Annotated in this window: 18 protein-coding genes; 6 read left to right on the top strand and 12 right to left on the bottom strand. The window is 69.2% G+C overall.

Annotated elements, in window-relative coordinates:
* Positions 1-173: 173 nt before the first annotated feature.
* Both ACSHWB_RS26940 and ACSHWB_RS26945 read left to right on the top strand, forming a co-directional pair.
* Positions 174-1,517, top strand: coding sequence for an exopolysaccharide biosynthesis polyprenyl glycosylphosphotransferase (locus tag ACSHWB_RS26940; RefSeq protein WP_439656067.1), 1,344 nt, complete (start codon positions 174-176; stop codon positions 1,515-1,517).
* Positions 1,499-2,734: a putative glycoside hydrolase family 15 protein gene (locus ACSHWB_RS26945; RefSeq protein WP_439656068.1), complete on the top strand. Its 1,236-nt coding sequence runs from the start codon at positions 1,499-1,501 to the stop codon at positions 2,732-2,734. Before ACSHWB_RS26940 ends, ACSHWB_RS26945 begins: the two co-directional genes overlap by 19 nt.
* Here ACSHWB_RS26945 and ACSHWB_RS26950 read toward each other — a convergent pair.
* The 10 genes from ACSHWB_RS26950 to ACSHWB_RS26995 are packed head-to-tail and all read right to left on the bottom strand — an operon-like array spanning position 2,715 to position 12,722.
* Positions 2,715-3,812, bottom strand: coding sequence for a glycosyltransferase family 4 protein (locus ACSHWB_RS26950; RefSeq protein ID WP_439656069.1), 1,098 nt, complete (start codon positions 3,810-3,812; stop codon positions 2,715-2,717). The two genes, ACSHWB_RS26945 and ACSHWB_RS26950, sit on opposite strands and share 20 nt — an antisense overlap.
* Complete coding sequence (locus tag ACSHWB_RS26955) at positions 3,809-4,876, bottom strand: glycosyltransferase family 4 protein (RefSeq protein WP_439656070.1); 1,068 nt, start codon at positions 4,874-4,876, stop codon at positions 3,809-3,811. Before ACSHWB_RS26955 ends, ACSHWB_RS26950 begins: the two co-directional genes overlap by 4 nt.
* Entirely contained in the window at positions 4,873-6,273 is a 1,401-nt protein-coding gene (locus tag ACSHWB_RS26960) for an oligosaccharide flippase family protein (RefSeq protein WP_439656071.1), read from the bottom strand. The genes ACSHWB_RS26955 and ACSHWB_RS26960 overlap by 4 nt, the downstream gene beginning before the upstream one ends.
* Positions 6,270-7,520: a glycosyltransferase family 87 protein gene (locus ACSHWB_RS26965; RefSeq protein ID WP_439656072.1), complete on the bottom strand. Its 1,251-nt coding sequence runs from the start codon at positions 7,518-7,520 to the stop codon at positions 6,270-6,272. Before ACSHWB_RS26965 ends, ACSHWB_RS26960 begins: the two co-directional genes overlap by 4 nt.
* Positions 7,517-7,924, bottom strand: coding sequence for a hypothetical protein (locus ACSHWB_RS26970; RefSeq protein WP_439656073.1), 408 nt, complete (start codon positions 7,922-7,924; stop codon positions 7,517-7,519). Before ACSHWB_RS26970 ends, ACSHWB_RS26965 begins: the two co-directional genes overlap by 4 nt.
* Complete coding sequence (locus ACSHWB_RS26975; RefSeq protein ID WP_439656074.1) at positions 7,921-8,775, bottom strand: hypothetical protein; 855 nt, start codon at positions 8,773-8,775, stop codon at positions 7,921-7,923. The genes ACSHWB_RS26970 and ACSHWB_RS26975 overlap by 4 nt, the downstream gene beginning before the upstream one ends.
* Positions 8,772-9,806 (bottom strand): glycosyltransferase, encoded by a 1,035-nt coding sequence (locus ACSHWB_RS26980; RefSeq protein ID WP_439656075.1) that lies wholly within the window; start codon positions 9,804-9,806, stop codon positions 8,772-8,774. The genes ACSHWB_RS26975 and ACSHWB_RS26980 overlap by 4 nt, the downstream gene beginning before the upstream one ends.
* Positions 9,788-10,963: an O-antigen ligase family protein gene (locus ACSHWB_RS26985; RefSeq protein ID WP_439656076.1), complete on the bottom strand. Its 1,176-nt coding sequence runs from the start codon at positions 10,961-10,963 to the stop codon at positions 9,788-9,790. Before ACSHWB_RS26985 ends, ACSHWB_RS26980 begins: the two co-directional genes overlap by 19 nt.
* Positions 10,954-11,898: a polysaccharide deacetylase family protein gene (locus ACSHWB_RS26990; protein ID WP_439656077.1), complete on the bottom strand. Its 945-nt coding sequence runs from the start codon at positions 11,896-11,898 to the stop codon at positions 10,954-10,956. Before ACSHWB_RS26990 ends, ACSHWB_RS26985 begins: the two co-directional genes overlap by 10 nt.
* Positions 11,895-12,722: a hypothetical protein gene (locus ACSHWB_RS26995; RefSeq protein ID WP_439656078.1), complete on the bottom strand. Its 828-nt coding sequence runs from the start codon at positions 12,720-12,722 to the stop codon at positions 11,895-11,897. The genes ACSHWB_RS26990 and ACSHWB_RS26995 overlap by 4 nt, the downstream gene beginning before the upstream one ends.
* A 124-nt stretch (positions 12,723-12,846) precedes the next feature.
* Between ACSHWB_RS26995 and wecB the strand changes: the two genes are divergently transcribed.
* The gene (gene wecB, locus ACSHWB_RS27000) at positions 12,847-13,941 is read left to right on the top strand and encodes a non-hydrolyzing UDP-N-acetylglucosamine 2-epimerase (protein ID WP_439656079.1); all 1,095 of its coding nucleotides are present in this window, start codon (positions 12,847-12,849) and stop codon (positions 13,939-13,941) included.
* A 49-nt stretch (positions 13,942-13,990) separates the two neighbouring features.
* Here wecB and ACSHWB_RS27005 read toward each other — a convergent pair whose 3' ends face one another.
* Together ACSHWB_RS27005 and ACSHWB_RS27010 are read right to left on the bottom strand one after the other, a co-directional pair.
* Complete coding sequence (locus ACSHWB_RS27005; RefSeq protein WP_439656080.1) at positions 13,991-14,314, bottom strand: hypothetical protein; 324 nt, start codon at positions 14,312-14,314, stop codon at positions 13,991-13,993.
* A 70-nt stretch (positions 14,315-14,384) separates the two neighbouring features.
* Positions 14,385-15,038, bottom strand: a complete 654-nt coding sequence (locus ACSHWB_RS27010; protein ID WP_439656081.1) for a Crp/Fnr family transcriptional regulator — start codon at positions 15,036-15,038, stop codon at positions 14,385-14,387.
* Between the two features lie 455 nt (positions 15,039-15,493).
* Between ACSHWB_RS27010 and ACSHWB_RS27015 the strand changes: the two genes are divergently transcribed.
* The 3 genes from ACSHWB_RS27015 to fxsT are packed head-to-tail and all read left to right on the top strand — an operon-like array spanning position 15,494 to position 22,579.
* Positions 15,494-17,167, top strand: a complete 1,674-nt coding sequence (locus ACSHWB_RS27015; protein ID WP_439656082.1) for a hypothetical protein — start codon at positions 15,494-15,496, stop codon at positions 17,165-17,167.
* Positions 17,164-18,237, top strand: a complete 1,074-nt coding sequence (locus ACSHWB_RS27020) for an AAA family ATPase (RefSeq protein ID WP_439656083.1) — start codon at positions 17,164-17,166, stop codon at positions 18,235-18,237. Before ACSHWB_RS27015 ends, ACSHWB_RS27020 begins: the two co-directional genes overlap by 4 nt.
* A 1-nt stretch (position 18,238) precedes the next feature.
* Entirely contained in the window at positions 18,239-22,579 is a 4,341-nt protein-coding gene (gene fxsT / locus ACSHWB_RS27025) for an FxSxx-COOH system tetratricopeptide repeat protein (RefSeq protein WP_439656084.1), read from the top strand.
* Positions 22,580-22,583: the final 4 nt, after the last annotated feature.

Below are 22,583 nucleotides of genomic sequence, written 5' to 3' on the forward strand. Positions count from 1 at the left end.
GATGATTTCTCAGAGTTCATTCACTCTTTCGTGCGCTCCTGCGACCAAAACTCCTTCGATCGGATGATCTTCCAATGAGGCGATTCTCGGCGGTTGCCGTTCCAGCTGCCCCACTGCCCGCGCGCGAGGCTGATCACAGACGGCCGTCGCAGCGCCCCCTCAAGCCGTCCTCGGTGGGCAGGGACCTGCTCAGCCGGGTGAACGCGGTCGCGGTCCTGCTCGCCCTCGCCGACACCGTTCTGCTCGTCGTGGTGTCCGTGCGGCACGGCCTCGGCTGGGGCTGGGGCAGCGCGGTCGTGGCCGCGGTGCTCGTGATCAGGGGCACCTGGCGGCTCTACCGGCGGCGGCTGTGGCTGTCGTGGCTGCAGGACCTGCCCCGGTCCGCCGCCAGCACGGCGCTGGCCTTCGCCCTGCTGTCCGGCGCGGGCCTTCTCGGCGGTGCCGACGCGGGTGACCTGGCTGCCGCGCAGTGGGCGATGATCGAGTTCGCGCTGGTCGTCGAACCGGTGCGGTGGTGCGTGTTCGCGTTCGGCCGGTGGTGCCGCCGCAGGTTCGACCGCTGCGACCGCACGATCATCGTCGGCGCGGGCGAGGTCGGCGTGAACCTCGCGCGGACCATGCTGGAGCACCCGCAGTTCGGGCTGCGGCCCGTCGCGTTCGTCGACTCCGGCCCCGACCCGGACCGCGAGCCGCCGCTGCTGGACGTGATCGACGGCGACCTGGCCGACGCGATCGTGCGGCTCAAGGCCGGCACCGTCGTGCTCGCGTTCTCGCACACCCGCGACTCGCCGCTGGTCGACGCGGCGATCACCGCGCACCGGCTCGGCTGCTCGACGCTCGTCGTGCCCCGGATGTACGAGCTCCACCCGGACGGCCCCGGCATCGAACGGCTGCGCAGCTACCCGCTGATGCGCCTGGGCACCGCGCCGACCAGCAGGCCGACCTGGTGGATCAAGCGCGCCGCCGACCTGCTGCTGGCGGCGTTCGCGCTGGTCGTGCTGTCGCCGGTGATCGGGCTGTGCGCGCTCGCCGTGCTCGTCGAGAGCGGCCGGCCGTTGTTCTTCCGGCAGGTCCGCGTGGGCATGGACGACCGCACGTTCACCCTGTTCAAGATCCGCAGCGTCCGGCAGACCGGCGCGGACGACTCGCAGGTCAAGTGGTCCGTGGTCGGTGACTCGCGGGTCGGGCCGGTCGGCCGGTTCCTGCGCCGCACCTCGCTCGACGAGCTGCCCCAGCTGTGGAACGTCCTGCGCGGCGACATGTGCGTCGTCGGGCCACGCCCGGAGCGTCCTGGTTTCGTTCGCGAGTTTTCTTCCATTCACGAGCTATATTGGGCTCGCCATCGCGTTCCGACCGGCTTGACGGGGCTCGCTCAAGTGCACGGGCTGCGGGGTGACACTTCAATCGCCGACAGGTCTCGATACGACAACTACTACATCGCGAATTGGTCGTTGTGGCTCGACCTGAGGATTCTACTGATGACAGCGGGTGAGTTGTGTTGTCGGAGAAATCGCTGATACGTCGATTCGCCGCTGTCGCTCTCGTACTCCTTTCGAGTGCATGTGCGGTCAGCGCCGCCGAGTCGGACCCGATCATCAACGGGCCGCTGCCCAAGGCGCTGGCGCCCTGCGCGTGGTGGTACGCGATCGGTGACTCGCCCTCGTCGTGGGAGATCAGGGCCGCCGCGAAGCACTACGACGTCGTGGTGCTCAACGCGTGGGAGACGGCGTCCATGCGCCGGCTGCACGAGCTGAACCCCAAGATCAAGGTGCTGGTGTACAAGGACTTCTCCAGCACCCGCAACTACTTCGGCGCTGTGGAGGGCGACCGCGACGCCAAGTACCTGCCCACCGGGGTCGGGTATTACGCGGCGGAGCGCGACCGGCCGGAGTGGTTCGCGATCAGCACGCTCGGGCAGCGCATCGAGTGGGACGGTTACCCGAAGCACTGGCAGATGACGGTGTGGGACCCGGCCTACCAGAAGGCCTGGGCGGACGCGGTCGTCGGCGAGGTGTTGCGCGAGGGCTGGGACGGCGTGCTGGCGGACAACGACTTCAGCTCGCTCAAGTACTACTCGTCCGCGGTGGTCGCGGGCACGGCCGACCCTGCGGGATCGGACCGGCTGCTGCGCGACGGCCTCGACGGGATGCTCGCGCTCACCGGTGACGCCCTGGAGAAGGCCGGGAAGATGCTGATCCCCAACGTCTCGGAGTCGCAGCTGACGCCGGGGCGCTGGTCGGCGCACTCCCGGTACTCGGGCGCGATGGAGGAGAACTTCGGCCTGCAGGGCGACGACGGCACCGGCGAGCTGATCACGTTCCAGGGCAACCAGTTCAAGGAGCAGCGCGCCCAGGCCGCACTCGGCGAGTCGTGGCTGCTGCTGATCACGCACACCCGTTCGGACAAGGAGGAACGCGTCGGGTACGCCTCCGCCGCGTTGCTCGCGAGCCCCCACACGTGCTGGACCAGGGCGCAGCCGGACTACCGGAACCCGTACTGGTCGCTGTACCAGGACGCCCGGCTCGGCGAGGCCGTCGAGACGGCCAACCGCCTGCCGAGCGGGGTGTGGAACCGCCGCTACTCGGGCGGCTGGGTGGCCGTGAACCCGACGAAGACGTCCGTGCTGCTCACGCCTCCGCCGGGTCTCGTGACGCTCAAGGGCGAACCGGTGCCCCTCCAGCTCGACCTGCCGTCCGCCGACGCGGTGGTGCTGGTCAACGGGCCGAAGCGGTGAGCTTGCGGTAGAGGTCGAGGTGCCTGCGGGCGCAGACCTCCGCGGTGAACCGCTCCCGTGCCCTCGTGGCGAGCCGATGTCCGGTGCTCGCGGGGTCGGGGTCGGCGAACAGTTCTTTCAGGCGTGCGGCGAGAGCGGGCACGTCACCGGGCTTCGGGCAGTCCTCGCCGGGAACGCCCAGCATGTCCGCGACACCACCGGTGTCCGTGGCGACGACGGGCTTGCCCGCAGCCATGGCCTCCGCGACGACGAGCGGCTGCTGCTCCATTGTGGACGGCAGCACCAGGGCGTCGTGCTCCAGCAGCAGTTCGGGGACGTCCCCGCGGAAGCCCAGGAACTCCACCCTGTCCCCGAGACCCCGGCGGGTGACCCTGCCCTCCGCCTGGAGCCGTTGCGGGCCGTCGCCGACGACCGTGAGCGTCGCGTCCTCCGGCATCGTGGTCTCCAGCGCGTCCAGCAGGTTCAGCAGACCCTTGCGTTCCACCAGAAGCCCGACGAACACGAGCCTGCGCACGGGCTTCGTGGGAGGGTTCGCGGCGCCGACCTCGACGCAGTTGTCGATGTGGGTCATGCGATGCGGGGGCACGTAAAGACGTTCGCGCAGGAACCTGCCCATCTCCCTGGCGGGGACGACGGTCCGGTGCACGACGCGGGCGACGGCGGCGTCGGCGGCCAGCACCGCCCTGGTGTAGGGCGGGGGAGGGGTGGCGCCGCGGACGTTGCGGAACCACGGCTCGGCCACCTCGTCCGGCACGCCGTGGTAGGTGTGCACGATCTTGGTACCGGTCGTCGCGAGGGCGGCGCTGACCAGTCCCGACCGGCGGTCCTGGGCGTGCACGACGTCCGGGCGCCAGGCCTTGAGGGCGGCGCGCGCCTGCCGTGCGGCGACCATGTCCCCCTTGCGCGTCACCAGGGTCTCTTCGAAGAACGGGTCGATCAGCTCGGCGCCGCGCCGGGGCCGCGGGCCGAACACGCGCACCTCGGCGTCGCCCGACTTGGCCAGCGCGGCGGCCAGGCGCACCGTCACGTCCACCGGGCCACCGCTGTCCTGGGTGAGCAGGTAGGCGATCCGTGTCATCGTCGTCCTTCCTCGGTGACCAGGTGCGCCGTGAGGCTCACGATCTGGTCGGTCATGCGGTCGCGGTCGAACAGGGTCTCGGCCCGTTGCCTGCCGCGTTTGCCTTCGGTGGCCGCCAGTTCCGGGTCCGCCAGCCGCAGCGCAATCGCTTGCGCCAGGGCTTTCGTGTCGCCTGGGCGCACCACCTCGCCTGCGTCGCCGAGGCTGTGCCGGACGCCCTCGACGTCGAACGCGACGACCGGGCGTCCGCAGGCCATGGCTTCCAGCGGAACGAGTGCCATGCCTTCCGCACGGGAGGGCAGGACCACGACGTCGGCCTCGGCGTAGAAGGCGGCGACCTCGGTGCTGTGGCCGTGCCAGCGGGTGTTCGGGTGGTGTTCGGCTTTGAGCTGTTCCGCCATAGGGCCGTCGCCGACGATCAGGAGTTCGGCGTCCGGGACCTTCTCGAGCACGTGGGGCCACGCTTCGAGCAGCAGGTCCTGGCCCTTCTGGTGGGCGAGTCTGCCGACGCACACCGCCGTGGGGGTGTCGTGGGGTTTGGGCCGGGGGGTCAGTCGTTGCGTGTCGATGCCGTTCCAGACGACCGCGGCTCGTGCGGTGATCCGTGCGCTGCGGCCGGCTCGGAGCTCGTCGTCGCTGACGCACAGGAGCAGGGTCGTCCAGCGGGACGCCTTCGCCTCCCAGAACCGGGAGGCCCGGCTGAGCAGGCCGGTGGCGACGCGGAACGACCACAGGTGGGGCTGGAAGATCGTCGGGGTGCGGCCGCGCAGGACGAGCCTGGCGAGACCGGCCTTGGAGCTGTGCAGGTGGACGACGTCTGGCCGGAGCTTCTTCAGGGCTTTCCGGAGGTTGTGGAGCTCCAGAGCGGTGCGCGGTCCTGGGGTGCGGGTTGCTCGCCAGGGGTGCAACGGGATTCCGGCTTTGGTTGCTTCTCGGGCGAGCCACCCCTCTGGTGGGCAGGCGATGCTGACGTCCCAGCCTCGTCGTTGCTGTGCCCTGACGAGGTCCAGGACCACGACGGCGACCCCGGCCTCGACCGGCTGCGTCACGTGGACGATCTTCACGCGCGCTCCTTCAGTCCGATGAGGACGGATTTGTTCAGGGGAAGGGTGATCGCGCAGTAGGTGGCGAGCAGGACCAGGCCGGTGGTGACGAGGCCCGCGACGGTCCTGCTCTCCGGCAGGAGAGTGCTGATGGCCAGGCAGGCGAGCGCTGCCCCGGCAACGCCGGTCATGGCGCGGAGCGGGAGGGGGAACGCGAGGCCGTTGCGGGTCAGGACCAGCCAGGTCACCGGCACCAGCAGCCACACCACGGAGAGCTGGGTGATCGCGACGGCCTGCGGGCCGAGCTCGGTGGTGAACGCGAGCGCCGTCAGCAGGGCGATGAGGTGGGTGGCTTCGAGGGCGAGGTACTGGCGGGCGTGCCCGGCTGCCCTGATCACCTGGTACCAGACGTGCAGCAGGCTCAGGCCGAGTCCGTAGCCGCACAACAGGACGAGGATTCGCGCGGCATCGGCCCACTGCGCGCCGAGGACCACGATGCCGTGCGCGGACAGCGCCGTGACGACGTACAGACCGCCGGTGATGACAAGCGTTGCGACGGTGAACCGTTGCAAGGTCTCGGGAAGCCGGCCGGTCCGTCCATTCCGGACCAGCTCGGCGCAGATCGGGAACAGCACCCCGCCCAGCACGACCGCGATCATGATGTAGGGCACCCAGGCGATGCGGAAGGCGAGGCTGTACCCGCCGACCGCCTCGGGCCCGAGGACGTGCCCGATCGCGAGGTAGTCGACGTTGATCAGCAGCACGGCGATCAACGCACCGGGCCCGACCACCGCCAGCCACCTAGCAGCTTCTCCGGCCGCCTCGCGATCCCAGACAGGACGGATCCGCGCCCCGGCGACGACGGCGAGCACCGGCTGGGCGACGGCCGTGCACAGCAGGCCGATCACCAGTGCTGTCGGCCCGGTTCCCTTGGCTGCCAGCGTCACGGTGACCGCGGCGCCGATGAGCATGCCGCCCGCGTCGGGGAGCATGCGGCGCCGGAAGTCGAGGTCGCGGTGCATCAACGCCATCTGCACCCCGCCCGCCGCGGTGAACGGCAGGGTGAGCGCCGCGAGCCGCAGCATCCCGGCGGCCTCGGGAGCACCGAGCGCAGTGGCGATCGGGTCAGCGGTGGCCAGGATGATCAGGGTGAGCGCCGCTCCAGCCGCGACGCTCATGACGAGCACGGTTCCCGCGGTCCGCAGCGGGTCAAGGGCGGTGCGGCTGACGATGTCGTAGACGCCCATCGCCTGGATGACCTGGCCGATGTTGACGATCGACACGACCAGCGCCACCGCGCCGAGGTCGGCCTCCGTGAGGAACAGGGCGAGCGCGAGGGTCACCACGATCTGGCTGCTCTTGCTCACCAGGTTGACCGCGAAGAGCCACAACGACCCCCGCACCGCCACGTCTGTCATGCGCCGCGCCGGACGTGCCGGACCGCGAACACCGTGAGCACCAGCCAGGCTGCCACGACCGCGGCACCGTCCAGCGTCACGTCAGCCCGCGCGCCCAGGACGTTCTTGATCGCCGTGTTCACGAAGTAGAGGTGAGCGAACGGAACCAGGAGCAGCAGCGTCGCCACGCCGGCCCACCGCCAGTGACTGTCCTTGCGCCGCCGCCAACACACCACAGCCAACGCCGTCATCGCGGGAACCGCGATCAGCACGTCGCCAGGCTGATGCACCAGCGCAACCACAACACCAAGGCAGGTAAGCAGATCCGCCGCCTCACCGCCGTTCTTGCTCTGGTCGAGCCTGCGCGCCAGCACCGCCGTGACGGCGAGAACCCCGCACAACGCCACCAGTTCCGCCGCGGGCGGCAACCACCCGGTCGTGCGGAAGAACACGGCCGGCAGGTCGACCCGTTGCGCCGTCATGGAGTCGACCGCGCCGTACCCGGTGCTGCTGGCCCAGTCGAGGTTCCGCTTGACGACCTCAAGGAACTCGCCGACGCCACCACCCCTGACCACGAGCAACGCCGCCACGGGCAAACTTGCCACCGCGGCAACCGCCGTGCCCATGAGCGCGACCTTCCGATCACCGCGCACGAACAACAGCAACGCCAACGGCAACCCGAACTGCGGCTTCAACCACGCCAACGCCAACGCCGCCGAAGCCCACCCAGGACTCTTGGTGCGCAACAACAACGCCCCGGCAGCCCCGACCGCGATCAGCGGGTTGACCTGTCCGACGTACATCTGCGCCTTGCCGACCTGACTCGTCACCAGCAGCGTGCTGATGACGACGGTGCCCGCGACCATCGGCAACTTCGCCCTGCCCGCCGCCATGACCGCGAGCCCGACCAGCAACACCAGACACGCCAGCGCGAACGCCACCGCACCCACCCGGTACTCGGGCAGCGCGAACGGCAGGTGCAGCACCAGGTGGTAGGGCTGGTAGAGGTTGAAGTTCTGCCGGACCGGCCAGTGCTCGAACATCACCGCCGGGTCGTAGGGGTTGCCGCCGTTGAGGAACTCGCGGATCGGGAAGTAGAGCGCGTCGCGGAAGTCCTGCATGCGTTCTTCCGGCAGGTTCGCCTCGGTGGGGAGCGGCACCTCCCACGACGGCTGCAGGGCGCGGATGGCGCTGAGGATGCCGGCGAGGGCGACCAGGGCGAGGGTGATGGTCTTGGCGAGGCCGGCCCGGTTGGTGGTGGTGATCATTCCGGCACCACCGCCAGGATGACCGCGGTGGTGGCTATCGCCACTACGGCGGTGAGGGCTGCCAGGGCGGTTAGGCCGGCGACTGCGAGCAGCGTGGTGGACCTGGGGAGTGGCTCGGGTTGGTCGGGTTCGGTGGCCGGTTTCGGGGTTGGCTTGGGCTGGGTCTTGTCGGCGGTTGCTTTCGGGCCTGATTCGGCTCGGTCGCCTCCGACCGCTGCCTTGGAGGCCGACTCGGCTCGACCGCCCCCACCCGCCGCCTTCGAGCCCGACTCGGACTGACTGCCCGCGACCGCTGCCTTCGGGATCGATTCGGACTCACCGGCCCCCAGGGGAGAGCGAGCCCCCACTCCCATCATCTCAAGCAGGTCTGACAGTCGCTTCACCGTCGCGGTCCTGGCGATCACGCCACCACCACCGCCACCAGCACCGACGAAGCCGGCAGCACCGCCAACGCCGTAGCGAGATCCCCACGCCGAGCCCGATCCCCGGAAGCGACAGCGATCACCGCCCACCCATCGGCAGGCTCAGAAGCCTTGTCCGGCAACGCCCGAGCAAGCTCCTCCGCCCGTTCCTCCAACGAAGGACTCACCGCCACCACCCGAACCGGACGAGCCGCCGCCACACACAACGCCGCAAGACGCGAGGCGAGCGCAGGGTCGTCATCTGTGGCGACAACAACGGGATGCGTAACCCCCGCCGAAGAGAGGGCGGCACGAACAACGTTGCCCCGCAACCGACGCAACGCCACCACGGCCACCCCGGCGATCACCGCGGCCACCAGGGCGAGCCCAACAGCGAGACGCCAGTCCGGCGTCACCTGAGTCGTCTCGGGCTGCGGGTCCACCAGCCGGAACCGAGCCGCGGGCGCCAGCAGGTCCGCCTCGATCACGGCCGTGGCCACCGCGGTCACGGCCGCAGAGGCGTGCGCAGCCGAGTCCGCGCGCACCGAGATCCGGGCCACGCCGGACGCGGGCACCAGTTCGACGGCGATGGCGTCGGACAGGCGGTCCGGCGTCGTGCCCGCGGCCTTCGCCGCCACCTCCAGCACGGACGGGCTGCGGACCAGCTGCACAACGGCCGGCGCGGCGAGTGAGGTGACCTCGCCGAACTGGGCGCTGTCCGGTGCGGACGGGGTGGCGAGCAGGGTCAGCCTGCCCTCGGTCACGCCGTCGCGCAGTGCCACGGCCAGCAGTACGGCGGCGCCGACCAACACGGCGGCCAGCACGCCCTCCAGTACAGCTCGTGAAGCTTTCATCGTCCCTCCAGGACGGTACGAAGCAGTTCGTCGTAGGACTTCATCAAGGTGTGCGCGTCGGCCGAGCCGTCGTGGGAGGCCGCCACCGAACGCGCTGCGGGGGAGTTGAGCAGGCCGCGCAACGCCTTCGCGGTCCGCGCGGGGTCACGGCGGGGCACCAGGACGCCGCCACCGCCGGACAGGACCTCCCGCACACCGTCCACATCGGACGCGACGATTGGGCGACCGGCCGCCAGCGACTCCAGCAGCGCGATCGGCATGCCCTCCCAGTCGCTGGTGAGCACGGTGACGTCCGCCGCTTCCAGCAGGTCGCGCACGTCGGTCCGGGTGCCCAGGAAGCGGACCCTGCTGGGCGCCTTGGCTTCCAACGAGGCGCGCAGGCTGCCGTCGCCGGCCAGCCACAGTTCGGCGTCGCCGGGCACCTGCGCCCACGCGTCCAGAAGCACGTCGTGCCGCTTCTGCGGTTCCAGGCGGGCGGGGCAGAGCGCGACGGGCACGCCGAGCGGCGTTCCCAGACGGGCACGCACGGTCGCGCGGTCCGCCGAGGGCACCGTCGGGAAGACGGCGTTGGGTATCACGACCACGGAGTCGAGCCCCGCGTCGGACAACCGCGATGCCGCAGCCGAGGCAACGGTCACGACGACGGTCGACACCCGCCGCAGCACCCGCACGGCACCGGCCACGTCCGTCTCGGCCACGCCGTGGAACACCGTCACCACAGGCCTGCGCGGAGAGGCGATGCGCGAAACCAAAGACGCGGAGACGTTGTGCGCCAACAAGACATCCGGCCGGAACCGGCGCACGGCCACCCGCACCGCCCGGACCGCGCGCAGCACACCCAACGGTGAGCGGCGCGCCACCGGCACGTCGAAGACAGGTACGCCGCCAGCACGCAACGACTCGGCGCGGAAGCCGCCGCCGCTCGCCACCGCCGACTCCCAGCCGACGTCACCGCCCGCGAGCGCCATGCCGGCCACGAGCGACTCCGCGCCGCCCGCGCCCATCTCGCTGATCACGTGGAGAACGCGCATCGACTCTCCTTCGAAGAAGAACGCCGTTCGATCGCGACCGCGAGGGCGACGAGCGACCACAGGGGCAGGTAGTACTGCTCGGACAGGAAGATCGAGGCGACCAGAACGGCGATCAACGCCGCCTGCACGGCCACGGCCTCACGCCGGTCCGCCACCCGCCGCAACGCCCGTTCGCTCGCCACGAACCCGACCGCGACGAACGCGACCAGCAGCGCGAACCCGGGAACCCCGAGCTCCGCGGCCACTTCCAGGAACAGGTTGTGCGCCACCGGGGTCTGCTCGTCGATCTCCGCGTTGTGCCCGGCCGCCGCGTACTCCTGCCGGAACCCGCCGGGACCGACGCCGAGCACCGGGTTGTCCGCCAGCATCCGCGAGGCCGCCTGCCACCGCAGCATCCTGGTGTCCGCGTTGGTGCCCGCGATGTGGCTCTTCTCCTGCAACGCACGGGAAAGCTCCGCCTGCGCCGCCGACGCGAACACCAGCGCCGCGACCCCGGTGACGGCCGCGGTCACGACCACCGCACGCACCGGGATCCCGCGCCGGGCGATCAGCCACACCAGCGCACAGGCCAGCGCGATTCCACCACCACGGGAAAAGGTCGCCGCGGCACCGGCCACCAGAACCGTGCCCAGCAACAACAACACGACCCGCGACTTGCCCTTGGCGGGCAGCGCCACCAGCAACGGCAAGGCGGCCACGAGGAAGAACGCCAGGTCGTTCGGGTCCTCCAACGGCCCGGTGGCGCGCAACGACCCACCGGCCACGCTGATCAGCCCACCGGCCGCCGCCACGACCGCACCGGCGACCGTCGCCGCCAGCAGCGCGCGCACCGGCACCTCCCGCGCGGCCACGTCGGCGAGCACCACCGTGATCACCAGGAACGGCACCCACCGCACCAGGTACTCCAGCGTGAACGGCTCCGCCTCGTGCACCGCCGAGGTCGCCAGCAGCACCACGGCCAGCAGCGCGACCACCAGGTGCAACGGGTGCGGCGACGGCAACCGCCGGTGCCGGTACAGGGAGAACAGCCACACGCCGATCAGCAGGGCGGGCACGATCTTGGCCGACTGGCCGTGCACCTGCAGCAGATACCCTTCGAGCGGGGCCAGCGCCACCGTCCCGCAGGCGAAGACGCGCACCAGCAGGGTCAGCCACATGCGACCGGATCCCGTTCACGCAGCCGGGAACCCGCGACGCGCTCGACGTGCTCCCCGGTGCCGACCACGTCGAAGTGCTTGCGCAGCAACGACAACACCCAGCCGAGCAGCTCGACCTTCTGAGCGCCCGGCACCGCCATGCCGGGGAAGAACTCCATCCCCGGCGCCTCGGCCCCGGAGAGCACGTCGGTCGGGTGCAGCAGCAACGACGGGGAGACGTTGCGCGCCAAGCACAACCGCAACGCCGTGCGGAAGTACCCACGAGCCAGCCGGGGCGAGACCTGGTGCAGCTGCAGCAGGTACGCGCCGTGGATCGGCACCCGCAGCAGCGGCATCGTCGTCACCGGCAGCTCGACCAAGCCGTTGTCCCGCCAGCGATACGCGTTGTTGGGGGCCTTCACCTTGCCGAAGCCGCCGAACAGGTCGGCCCCGCCGTCCGTCGAGCCCGCCGTCCGGTTGTGGTACGCGCGGGCCAGCGGCCCGATCCACGTCGGCAGCACGCTGGCGTCGTAGCGATAACCCCGCCGTTGCAGGACATCCAGCAACGCGGGCGTGACGCTGTATCCCGGCCCGCGGAACCCGAGAGGCCGCGGCGCACCGGCGGCCATGATCGCCTCCTCGGCGCGCACGACCTCCTTCTCGACCTCCTCGGCGGAGAAGCGGTGCAGCCAGGGCTGGTGCCAGAACGAGTGGTTCGCGATCTCGTGCCCGGCCTCGGTGATCGACGCGACCGCCTCGGCGCCGTCGTCCCGTTCCGCGTCCGCACCCACGACGAAGACCGTGGTGGTCAGGCGTTGTTCGCCGAAGACGTCCAGCAGGCGCGGCACCGCCGACGGCAGGAAGCTCGGCCTGCTCTCCCACCGGGGATCGCCGTGCGTGCGCAGGTACGCCCAGAGGTTGTCGAGGTCCAGCGAGACACTGGCGACGGGCTTCACAGCTCGCCTCTGGCGGAGACCAGTTCCCGCGCGGGCTTGGCGACGGACCCGAGCACCAGCACGCCGGACACCACCAGCAGCACGCCCAGCACGACCCACCACTCACGCCCGGCCGCGATCTGGTCGCCCATCAGCGCGAGCCCGGCCGCGGAGCTGATCACCACGGTGGTCGCGTCCATCGACGCCACCGCGGACGTGGCCGAACCGCGCTGCAACGCCGTCGCGAGGCACGCCTGCCCGACGAACGCGGCCACCACCATCACCCAGGTCAGCGGGTGCAGCAGCAGGTCGAGCGGCGGCTTGCCGGCGACGTTGCGCGCGGCCACCGCGACCACGGCGAACGCGATGCCGGCGAGCACCGGCGTCAGGGCCTTGAACGTCCGCGCCAGCGGCAACACCGCGAGCGTCAGCAACCCCAGCACCACCAGGGCGGGCACCAGCGGGAGCTCACGGGCCGTCGACGGCGCCGCCGCACCCGTCAGCAAAAGCAGACCGCACGCCATCACCACCAGCACCGCGATCTCGACGCGCCGGATCCGCCAGCCGAGCAGCAGCACGCCGATCACGGTGGCCAGGCCGACCGCGCTCGACGACCCCGCCTGCACCAGGTAGAGGGGCAGGTCCTCGCGAGCGAGGAACGCGAACAGGAAACCGCCGACCTGACCGGTGAACCCCAGCAGGTACAACCGGTCCGCGGCGAGCCGGGCGAGCAGTCCCACGCCGGTGCCGGGACGTTCGTCCGCCCTCCGCGCGGCGACGGTCTGCGCGACTATCCCCAGGCCGTAGAGCACAGTGGACACCGCAAGTGCCAGATGACCGGACATGAGCGCGGACACTACGACACGCTTGTGGCGCAACACTTTCGAGCGATATCCGAGGCAACTCTTTCGAGTGAACGTGTGCGGGAATCGCCCGGATTCGTCAAGATCGATGAAGTACCTTGCCGCGGTGCGGGAAACGAACATCGTGACGATCGTCTGCGGCACCAGACCGGAACTGATCAAACTCGCGCCGCTCGTGGAACACTTCGGCAGCGCGTGCACGATGATCTACACCGGGCAGCACTACGACCGCTCGATGTACTCGCTCATCCGCCGCGATGTGCCGGAACCGGGCGGCTTCCACGAGCTGCGGCTGGGCGGTCTGCGCAGGGGAGACCAGCTGGGCCGCGCCGTCTCTGCGGTGGACGAGGTGCTGGCGGCCGAACGCCCCGGCGCCGTGATCGTGCAGGGCGACACCACCTCCGCGCTGGCCGGCGCGCTGGCCGCCAACGCCTGCGACGTGCCGCTCGTGCACGTGGAGGCGGGCCTGCGCAGCTACGACCGCGCGATGCCGGAAGAGCACAACCGGGTGCTCATCGACCACCTCTCCGACCTGTGCTGCGCGCCGACGTCGCTGAACCGCGACAACCTCCTGGCCGAGGGCGTCGCGGACAGCCGCATCGCCGTCACCGGCAACACCGTCGTAGAGGCGCTCGCGCACGCGTTGCCGTCACCCGACGAGGTGGACGCGGTCCTCGGCGACCTGGGCCTCAAGCACGACCGCTACGTCCTCGCCACGATCCACCGCCCGGAGAACGTGGACGACGCGGCCAACCTGGAGACCGTCCTGCGCGAGCTCGGCGGCCTCCCTCTGCCCGTCGTGCTGCCGCTGCACCCCCGCACCGCACAGCGCATCACCGCGTTCGGCCTGGAGTCGCTGCTGCACGGCCTGCAGGTGATCGAACCCCAGCCCTACCGGCCTTTCCTCGCGCTGGCACACGGTTCCGCCGTGATCGTGTCGGACTCGGGTGGAATCCAGGAGGAGGTGAGCGTGCTGAAGCGGCCCGTCGTGGTCGTGCGGCGCAGCACCGAACGGCCGGAGATCGAGGGCACGTTCGGCACGCTCGTTCCCCCCGGCCCGCTGGTGGGTTCCTCGGTGCTGGCGTGGCTGGACGACGTGGAAGGGCATCGAGCGGCGCTGCAGGAGATCCCGTCGCCGTACGGCACCGGGTCGCCGTCGGAGCTCATCGCGTCCGCTGTCCGCCGGATGCTGCGGCACTGAGCTGGGCGGTGTGGCCGCGCCCCCCTACGCCGCGGCCACACCTGGTTTTCTAAAGCCGTACCAGCTTCATCTCCTGGTCCGGCTCGGTCTCCTCGGTCAGCGGCTCCTCCTCCGAAGACGGCACGCGCAACGCCCGTCCGGAGGAGAACACCGACTGCCAGGTGTCCCACACGGCGATGAGCGCGGCCGACAGCACGACCGAGGCCGCGACGGCGAGCACACCGTCGTCGTCGAGCAGCACCACGGCGGCGACGACGGCCCACAGTTCGACAGCGGTGAAGACGACGGCGAACAGCACCCGTTCCGTGTGCTTGCGGCGAGCGCGCGCCATCTGCTTGCGGGAGCTGGGTTCCGGCACAGTGTGGCGCTTCATGATGTCTCCCCTGATGACTGCTCTGCGGCTTGTGCACCAAGGAAAGCGCCATGGGGTCAGAACGTGTGCGTCAGATGCCGCACAGGGAACGCAGTTCGCCCTCGCGGAGGATGTCGATCCTGGTGCGGCGCGTGGCGATGATCCCCGCGTCCCGCAACGTCTTCAACGCCCGCACCAATGTCTCACGGGAGATGCCGGCGATACCGGCGAGCTCGCGCTGACTGAGCGGCACCGTGGCGATCATGTCACTGGTCCCGCGGTGCGAGAGGTCGAGCAGCATGGCACCCACACGGTGCAACGCGGTCCCAGTCCTGAGGTCCTGCTGTTCACCCACGGCCCGATGACGCGACACCACAACACGCAGCACCGCCCACGTGATCCGGGGATGTTCCTCGCACAGTCGTTTCAGCACAACGGCGGGGATCACGATGCCGTTCACGTCGTCCACGGCGGTGAGGGTCGCGGAACGCCCCTGACCGTCGACGGCGGCGACCTCACCGATGATCTCGCCCGGCCCCCGGACGGCGAGCACGGTCTCCTCACCGCTGAGGGTGAACCGGCTGACCCGCACCCGCCCCTGTGACACGACCAGCACGTTCCTCGTCTCGTCCCCCTGGTGGCAGATCACCGATCCGGACTCGAACACCACTCGGGTCGCCACGCCCAGCAACGCCGTGCGGTCGGTTTCGCCGAGCATCCCCCAGAACGACTGGTCGTTCCCCATGTACCAATGATTCAACGGAACAGGACCGCGGTCTTTGGCCCGTTCGATCTAATCCGGCCGACAGGTGTAACGCTCAGGCACGGCCAGGCGGTAACACCCGTCGGGTCACGCTGGTGGCCGCTCGTCCTATTGGCTGAAAATTCCGACGAGGCTCGCCGACTGCTCGTTGGTGTGAAGGGAATGCTGCTGTAGTTGGGCCACGAGTGTCTGCTGTGCGAGATCCCACGGGGTGGAACTGGGCTTGTGCGTCAGAAGACGCGCAACCCGGCCGGTTGGTCTGGTACACGACGAGTCGACTCGCCGGTGGCTGCCGGCGTCATGTCGTGGGAAGGACGGTCGTGCCACTTTCACCACCGACCGAACACCGGACGATCGTCGTGGTCGATGTCGCGGAGTTCACCCGCCCGGACAGATCCGTGCCGCATCAGCTCGCGGTGCAGGAAGGGCTCTACGACGTGCTGCGGACCGCGCTCACCGCTGCTGGCGCCGGCCTCGACGACTGCGTCATCGACGACCGGGGTGACGGCGCGCTGATCCTGGTGTCGCCCTCGGTGTCGAAGAGCGAGCTCGCCGACAAGCTGCCCGACCGCCTGGCCGCGGAGATCCGCCGGTACAACGCGACCAGGGTTGTAGCGGCCCAGTTCAAGCTCAGGGTGGGGTTGCACGCCGGGGACATCCGCAAGAACGAGCACGGCTGGGTCGGGCATGCGGTGAACCTGGCCTTCCGAATCCTTGACGCGGAGGAGGCGAAGGCGGAGTTGATCGGATCCGAGCAGCTCGTCGCCCTCATCGCCTCCTCGCACTTCTACGAAGAGGTCATCAAGCAGGACCCAGGTAGCGCGCCGGAGTCGTACCGCCGCATCGGTGTCTCCGCGAAGTCGTTCGAGGGACATGCCTGGCTGAGGCTGCACGGCGGGGGCTGGGTGCCGAGCGCGTCGACCCAGGCCCTGGCCGCCGCGCCCGCACCGGACGAGGACGTCGTCGTGCGCGCGCTGTTCCCCGATGACGAGTTGAAGGTCCTGCAAGGCCTGCTGTCGGGCATGGAGACCACGCGGTTGCCGATGATCGTGAGCCGGGCGACCCGCTCGGCGATTCCGCTGCGCCGGTTCCACTCGGTCTGGGACGCGTTCCTGTACCTCGCCGACGTCAACGCCGGTCCGGACGGCATTCCTCCCGCAGTCGAATTTCTGGAGCTGCTCGCTCTGGACATCGGTGGCGAGAATGCCGACGACCTGACGGCGTGGGTCGCGCAGAAGATTCACAACCTGCGGCGCGCCGCCGAGCAACAGGAACGGCATGAGATCAGATCTCCGATTCCTGCCGAACCGAGACTTCATCTGATGATCGTGATCGAGCTCGACGCGATCGACGACAGCCGCTGCGTGCTTTCGTGGTGGCGGCAGGATGATCCGCTGGAGTGGAATCCGCTGTGCGGCGGAGTGTGCGAGCTCGCGGTGGACGAGCTGGAACAGCGAATCGACGACGTGATCATCGAGGCCGAGGGTGTGTGGTCTGAGCAGGCTATTTCCGTTGCCTTGGAATTCGTTGTGCCCCGGCCTCTGCTGCAAATGCCCATCATGGGCTGGCGCAAGGAGTACCGGTCGGGCTATCCGAGGCCGCTTCTGTACGATTATCCCCTGGCGCTGAGATCTCTGGAGAGAATGCGGTCCGCTCACTGGCACCGTCTGTGGCGCATGAGGTGGGATTCGGCTGTCGACGACTACACGTTGTTGCAGCGAATTCACCCGTACGGATCAGCGGAAACCAAGGAGAATCCGATCGACGCCGTGCTGAGTGAATCCACGTGGGTTGGGTTGGTCATGGACGAACCACCTTCCGCGCATCCGGATCCGACTGCCGGGCCCGACGCGCTGACCGCCGCGTTGCGGGCCGGTGTGCCGTTGGTCGTCTGGCATCCGCGGGCGAGCGCCGAGGACCTGCGCGAGCTCGTCGGCCGCCTCGTCGCCGGTGACGGCGGCATCTCCGAGCTGCCGGACCGCCATCGGGCGGCGCATCTGGCCGCGACCGGTGACGAGTTAGTCCGTGACCTCGTGGTGCTGCTCGACGATCCACATCGGCAAATCGATCCAGGGGGACCGCTGTCGTCGTCGAGTGGGGGTCTGAAATGAGCGTGAACGAACGCGGCACGGCTGCCAGGCACACGAGTCTCGATGCACCGGACTGGTGGATCTACCGCGGCACCGGCCGCGAGATCCACGACGTCGATCTCGCCGAACTTCTTCCGCAACCGCCCCCGTGGCGCGATTTCCGCGGCGGTCCGCTTCCCGAGAGCGATGTCCCGGTGAGTGACGACGGTGAGGCGGACCGCCGGCTCGGGCCGAAGATCAATCTCGCTGAATCCGATGTCGACGCGCATGAACTCGATGTCGTCAACGCCGCTTTGTACTTGCGCAGGCCGTTGCTTCTCACTGGAAGGCCGGGCGTCGGGAAGTCTTCTCTTGCGTGGAAGGTAGCACGCGAATTGAGGCTTGGCCGTGTGCTCAGGTGGTCGATCACCAGTCGTACCACGCTGAATTCCGGGTTGTTCGATTACGACGCCATTGGCCGAGTTCAGGCGGCGGCCAGTCAGGCGCAGTCGGGTAGTGCTGAAGAAGTGTCCATCGGCGAATTCGTCCGGCTGGGTCCGCTGGGCACGGCGTTCTTGCCGGGAAGATTACCGCGCGTCGTTCTGATCGACGAGCTGGACAAGTCGGAGTCGGATCTTCCCAATGACCTCCTGAGCATTTTCGAGGACGGCGAGTTCGTCATTCCGGAGCTGGCCCGTGTGCGCAACCAGACGCGCGAGGTCACCGTTCACACGAACGACCCCAACGGGACGGCGACCGTCGTCGACGGCAGGGTCGGCTGCCACGCGTTCCCGATCGTCGTCATGACGAGCAACGGTGAGAGGGAGTTCCCGCCGGCGTTCCTGCGTCGCGTGCTCCAGCTGGAGATCAAGGACCCGACCGTGGAGCAGTTGGCGGCCATGGTGGCCAACCACCTCCTGGATGCGAAGGGCGAGCACCGCGAGAGGCTGGTGCGGGAGTTCATCGACAAGAGCCGCATGGAAGGCGGCCTTCCCGCAGACCGCCTGCTGGATGCCGTCTACCTCGCCACGTCCGGTGCGTACCAGCCGGACGGGGTGGCGTGGCAGCGGTTGCTCGACGCCCTGTGGCGCAGACTGACGACGGGGCAATGACGTGGACGGCCTGGAGGGCTTGGACTGGCCCGAAGTAGCGGACATCGTCTGGCTGGCCGCCGCGATGCGTGGCGAGACACCGGAAAGCCCCGAGCCCGTGCTCGGCGACTCCGATCCGCCCGATCCCGTGAAGCCAGTGCCCGCCGAGGCCGTGAGCGAGGAACAGCCCCTTCACGCACCGCCGTCCCCGGCCGAACCGGAACAGGTGCCCTTCGCTGAGTCGGAGGACGTTGCTGAGCCGGAGGACGTTGCCGAGACTCCGCCGCCCTTGCGGGGGCGCGACGAGGAGGAGAGTGGTGAGCCCCAGCCGGCCGCCCCGGTGCGCCCGGTGCTGCCCGACATGCTGGAGTGCTTCCGGGCGTTGCGGCCGCTGAAGCGGGAGGTCGCCTCTACCCGTGACGGCGCAACGGTTCTGGACGAGGTGGCGACCGCGGAGCAGGTGGCACGGACCGGAACCTGGTGGCCGATCACCCGTTCGAGTGCGGAGCGTTGGCTCGATCTGACCGTCGTTGTGGACGATAGTCCTTCACTGTCCCTGTGGCGTGCGGAAGTCGTCGCATTCATGGAGATGCTCGGGAGGCTGGGTGCCTTCCGCACGATCCAGTTCCGATTGGTCGGCACCGTCCGGACCGAGGACGGCACGGAGGTTCCGGTTTTGCGCGGTGGCACGCCCGATGCGCCCGCGCGCGATCCGGCCGAGGTGCTGGACGTCTCCGGCCGCAGGGTCATGCTGCTGATGACGGTCGGGATCGGGGGCGTCTGGAAGCCGGGTGTGCTCAGCCCGCTGCTGGCCCGCTGGGCGCGGTCGATGCCGGTGAGCATCCTGCACCTGCTTCCCCAGCGTCTGTGGGGCCGTGGCGCGGTGCCGTTGCACCGGGCGAACCTCAGGGTGCCCGCGGCGTTGCGTCCCAACAGTCGCTGGACGTTCGACCTGCCCGACGCCTGGCTCTCCGAGGATCCGTCGGCGTACGCGCGGGATGGTGCCGTGCCGGTGCCGGTGATCGAACTGCAACCCCGGTACCTGAAGTGGTGGGCGCAGCTGGTCACGGCAGGGCACCGCGGCCCGGCCGCCGGGACAGTGCTCCTGGCCACCCGGGAGACGAGAGCCGCGCCGGACGGAGACGTGTCGGCAAAAGAGCATGTCGGCAGGTTCAGAAGCCTTGCCTCGCCGCCCGCGTTGCGTTTGGCAACGTTGCTCGCGGCGGTCCCGGCACATCTCGAGGTCGTGAAACTCATTCGCCATCGATTCGTTCCCGAGGCGAAGACCGAGCATCTCAGCGAATTGCTCCTGAGCGGAGTCTTGCACTATTCTCCTCACGGCGGTGGTGCGCCCACATGGGACTCCACTGCTTTTGTCTTTCCCGAGAAAGTGCGAGAACTGCTGCTCAGCGGTGCCCGGCGGTCCGAAACCGCAGGTGTCGTGCAAACGGTCGCGGCGGTATTCGGAGATCGCATTCCGGTACTGGGTCGTCTCAGGGATGCCATCATGGATCCGGACAACGCGCCGGATCCGGTGCCCTCCGTTTCCAACGCCGCTGAGGTCGGGCTGCAGCGTGCGGTCATGGGGGCTTTGTCGGGTCCGTACCTGTCGCGCGCGGATCGGCTGAGCAATGCAGCAGTGGCGCGCGAGGTGGCGCCACCCTCTGAATCAATCAAGACTAGGATGGCGAGCAAGGAAATGCCCGATGCGGCCGAGCGCACCAGTAAGTCGACGCTGTCCGAACCACATGCGCATTCCGTCTCGGACGTGGCGCATTTCCCGGGGTCGCGCGACATCGACCTTCCCGAGGTGAGCGGTATGACGGTTCTTCCCGCTTCGAGCTCGCGATCGTTTCACGAACGAAGGTCGGATGATCCACCGATCATCTGGGGAAATGTACCGCCGCGAAATCCGAACTTCACCGGACGGGTGGAACTGCTCGAACAGCTCGGCAAGCGTCTGACCGCTGGCGGCGCCACCGCAGTCCTCCCTTCCGCGCTGCATGGCATGGGCGGTATCGGCAAGACGCAGATGGCGACCGAGTATATCTACCGCCATCTCCAGGACTACGACCTCATCTGGTGGATCGAGGCGGCCCGCCCGACCCAGATCCGTGCCGGCCTCACCGAACTGGCGCGTCAGCTCGGACTTCCCGGTGCCTCCGAGGCGAACACCGCCGTGCCCGCCGTCCGCGAGGCACTGCGCGTCGGCCGCCCGTTCCGTCGCTGGCTGCTCGTCTTCGACGCGGCCGAGAGCCCGGAGGAGGTCCGCCCGTACTTCCCGGCCAACGGTCCCGGCGAAGTGCTGATCACCTCCCGTAACCCGGACTGGGCCGGGGTGGCCCGGCCGCTGGAGCTCGCGGTGTTCGACCGCGCGGAAAGCATCGAACTGCTCGGCAAGCGCGGCCCTGAGATCGACCAGGCGGACGCGAACGTGCTTGCGGAGAAGCTGGGGGACCTCCCGCTGGCCATCGAGCAGGCCGCTGCCTGGCGAGCGGTCACCGGCATGCCCGTGAGCGAGTACCTCCGGCTGTTCGACGAGTCCGTCGCGGAGATCCTCGACACGTCCGCCCAGACGGACTACGAGCGGTCGGTCGCGGCCGCCTGGAACGTGTCGTTCGACGAGTTGAAGAAGCGCAACCCGGCTGCGCACCAGATCCTGCACATCTGCGCCTTCTTCTCACCGGAACCGATCTCGCGCGACCTGTTCACCGGTGTCAGCCGGGTGTCGATCTCCCCGGAACTGGACGCGGCGCTGCGCGACCCGATCAAGCTCGCACGGGCCATCCGTGACATCAACCGCTACGGCCTCGCGAAGATCGATCACGCCAACAACACCTTGCAGCTGCACCGCTTGGTGCAGTTGGTGCTCCGCAACCGAAGCATGGCGCCACAGGTGCACGCCCAGATGATGCACGGCGCGCACCAGCTCCTGGCCAGTCTGGACCCCAACGACCCCGAGTCGAACAGGCACTGGCCGCGTTATCGCGAGCTGCTGCCACATGCCTACGCGTCCGACATCTCCGACTGCGACGACGACTGGCCCCGGCAGCTCATCATCAACCTGATGCGCTTCCTCTCCGCCTGGGGCGACCACGAGGAGGCCGCGCGCCTGGCGCAGCGCGCGAACGACAGCTTCGAGCGCAAGCTGGGGCCGACGCATCCGCAGACACTGGAAGTGGCCTCACGTCTCGGTTTCTACCTGCGAGCGGCGGGCAGCTACGAAGAGGGCTCGCGGGTCAACCAGCGCACGCTCCAACGCCGGATCTCGGTGTCCGGGGAGGACAGCGAGGAGGTGCTGAAACTCCAGCTCAACATCGTGGTCGATCTTCGAGTGCAGGGTGACTTCGCCGCGGCGACGAAGCTGAGCGAGGAGATCTACCACAAGTCCAAGCGGTTGTTCGGTGAGGACGATCCGGAGACTCTCCAGGCCGCCTACCAGCACGGCATCAGCCTCAGGCTGTCCGGTGAGTACCTGGCGGCAGCCGAACTCGACCGCGACACCGCTGACCGCCGCAGCGAGGTGCTGGGGCCCGACCACCCGAGGACGCTCAGCAGTTACGCCTCGGAGATCGTCGACCGGCGCGAGGCGGGTGAGTACGTGCGCTCCCGGATCGAGATGGAGAAGTTCACCGAGGTGTTCCGGGCACGGTTCCCCGCGGACAACCCGGACCAGGCGACCTTCTCGTTCATGCTCTCGGTGGTGCGCCGCAAGGACGGCGACCACGCGCGAGCGCTGGAGCTTTCCGCTCCTGCACTCGCCCAGTTCTCACTGCTGTACAAGGCCGACAACGCGACGCGGATGGCGTGTGCTTTGGCCCATTCGATCGACCTCCGGCACTCGGGAGATCTCGACGCCGCGAAGAAGCTGGGCGAGGACACGTTCGAGCACTACCGGAACGGCTTCGGGGAACGCCACCCGCACACCATCTCGGCGACCGTCGACCTCGCGGTGACGATGCGGCTCAAGGGAGAGGTGGCCGAGGCGCGGGAGCTCAACGAACGGGCGTTGGAACTCTTCCGCGGCGGCCTCGGCCCGAACCACCCCTACGCGATCGTCACCGCGATCAACCTGGCGAGCGACCTCGCGGCCCTGGGTGAGACCGAGCGCGCGATCGCGCTGGGCCAGGACGCCGTGGAGCGGGGCGGCCGGGTGCTGGGCGTCAACCACCCCACTGTGCTGGCGGCATCGCTCAACCTCGGCTACGACCTGCGGGCGGCAGGCCGCCTGGAGGAAGCCGCGCCCCATCACGAACCGGTGCTGGACAGGTACCGCAAGGTGTTGGGTGAGGCGCACCCCGGCACCATCGGGGCAATGAAGGGCGTGCGTGCGAACTGCGACATCGACCCGCTGCTGATGTAGTGGG

Source organism: Lentzea sp. HUAS TT2 (assembly GCF_051853195.1).
Lineage (GTDB): Bacteria > Actinomycetota > Actinomycetes > Mycobacteriales > Pseudonocardiaceae > Lentzea.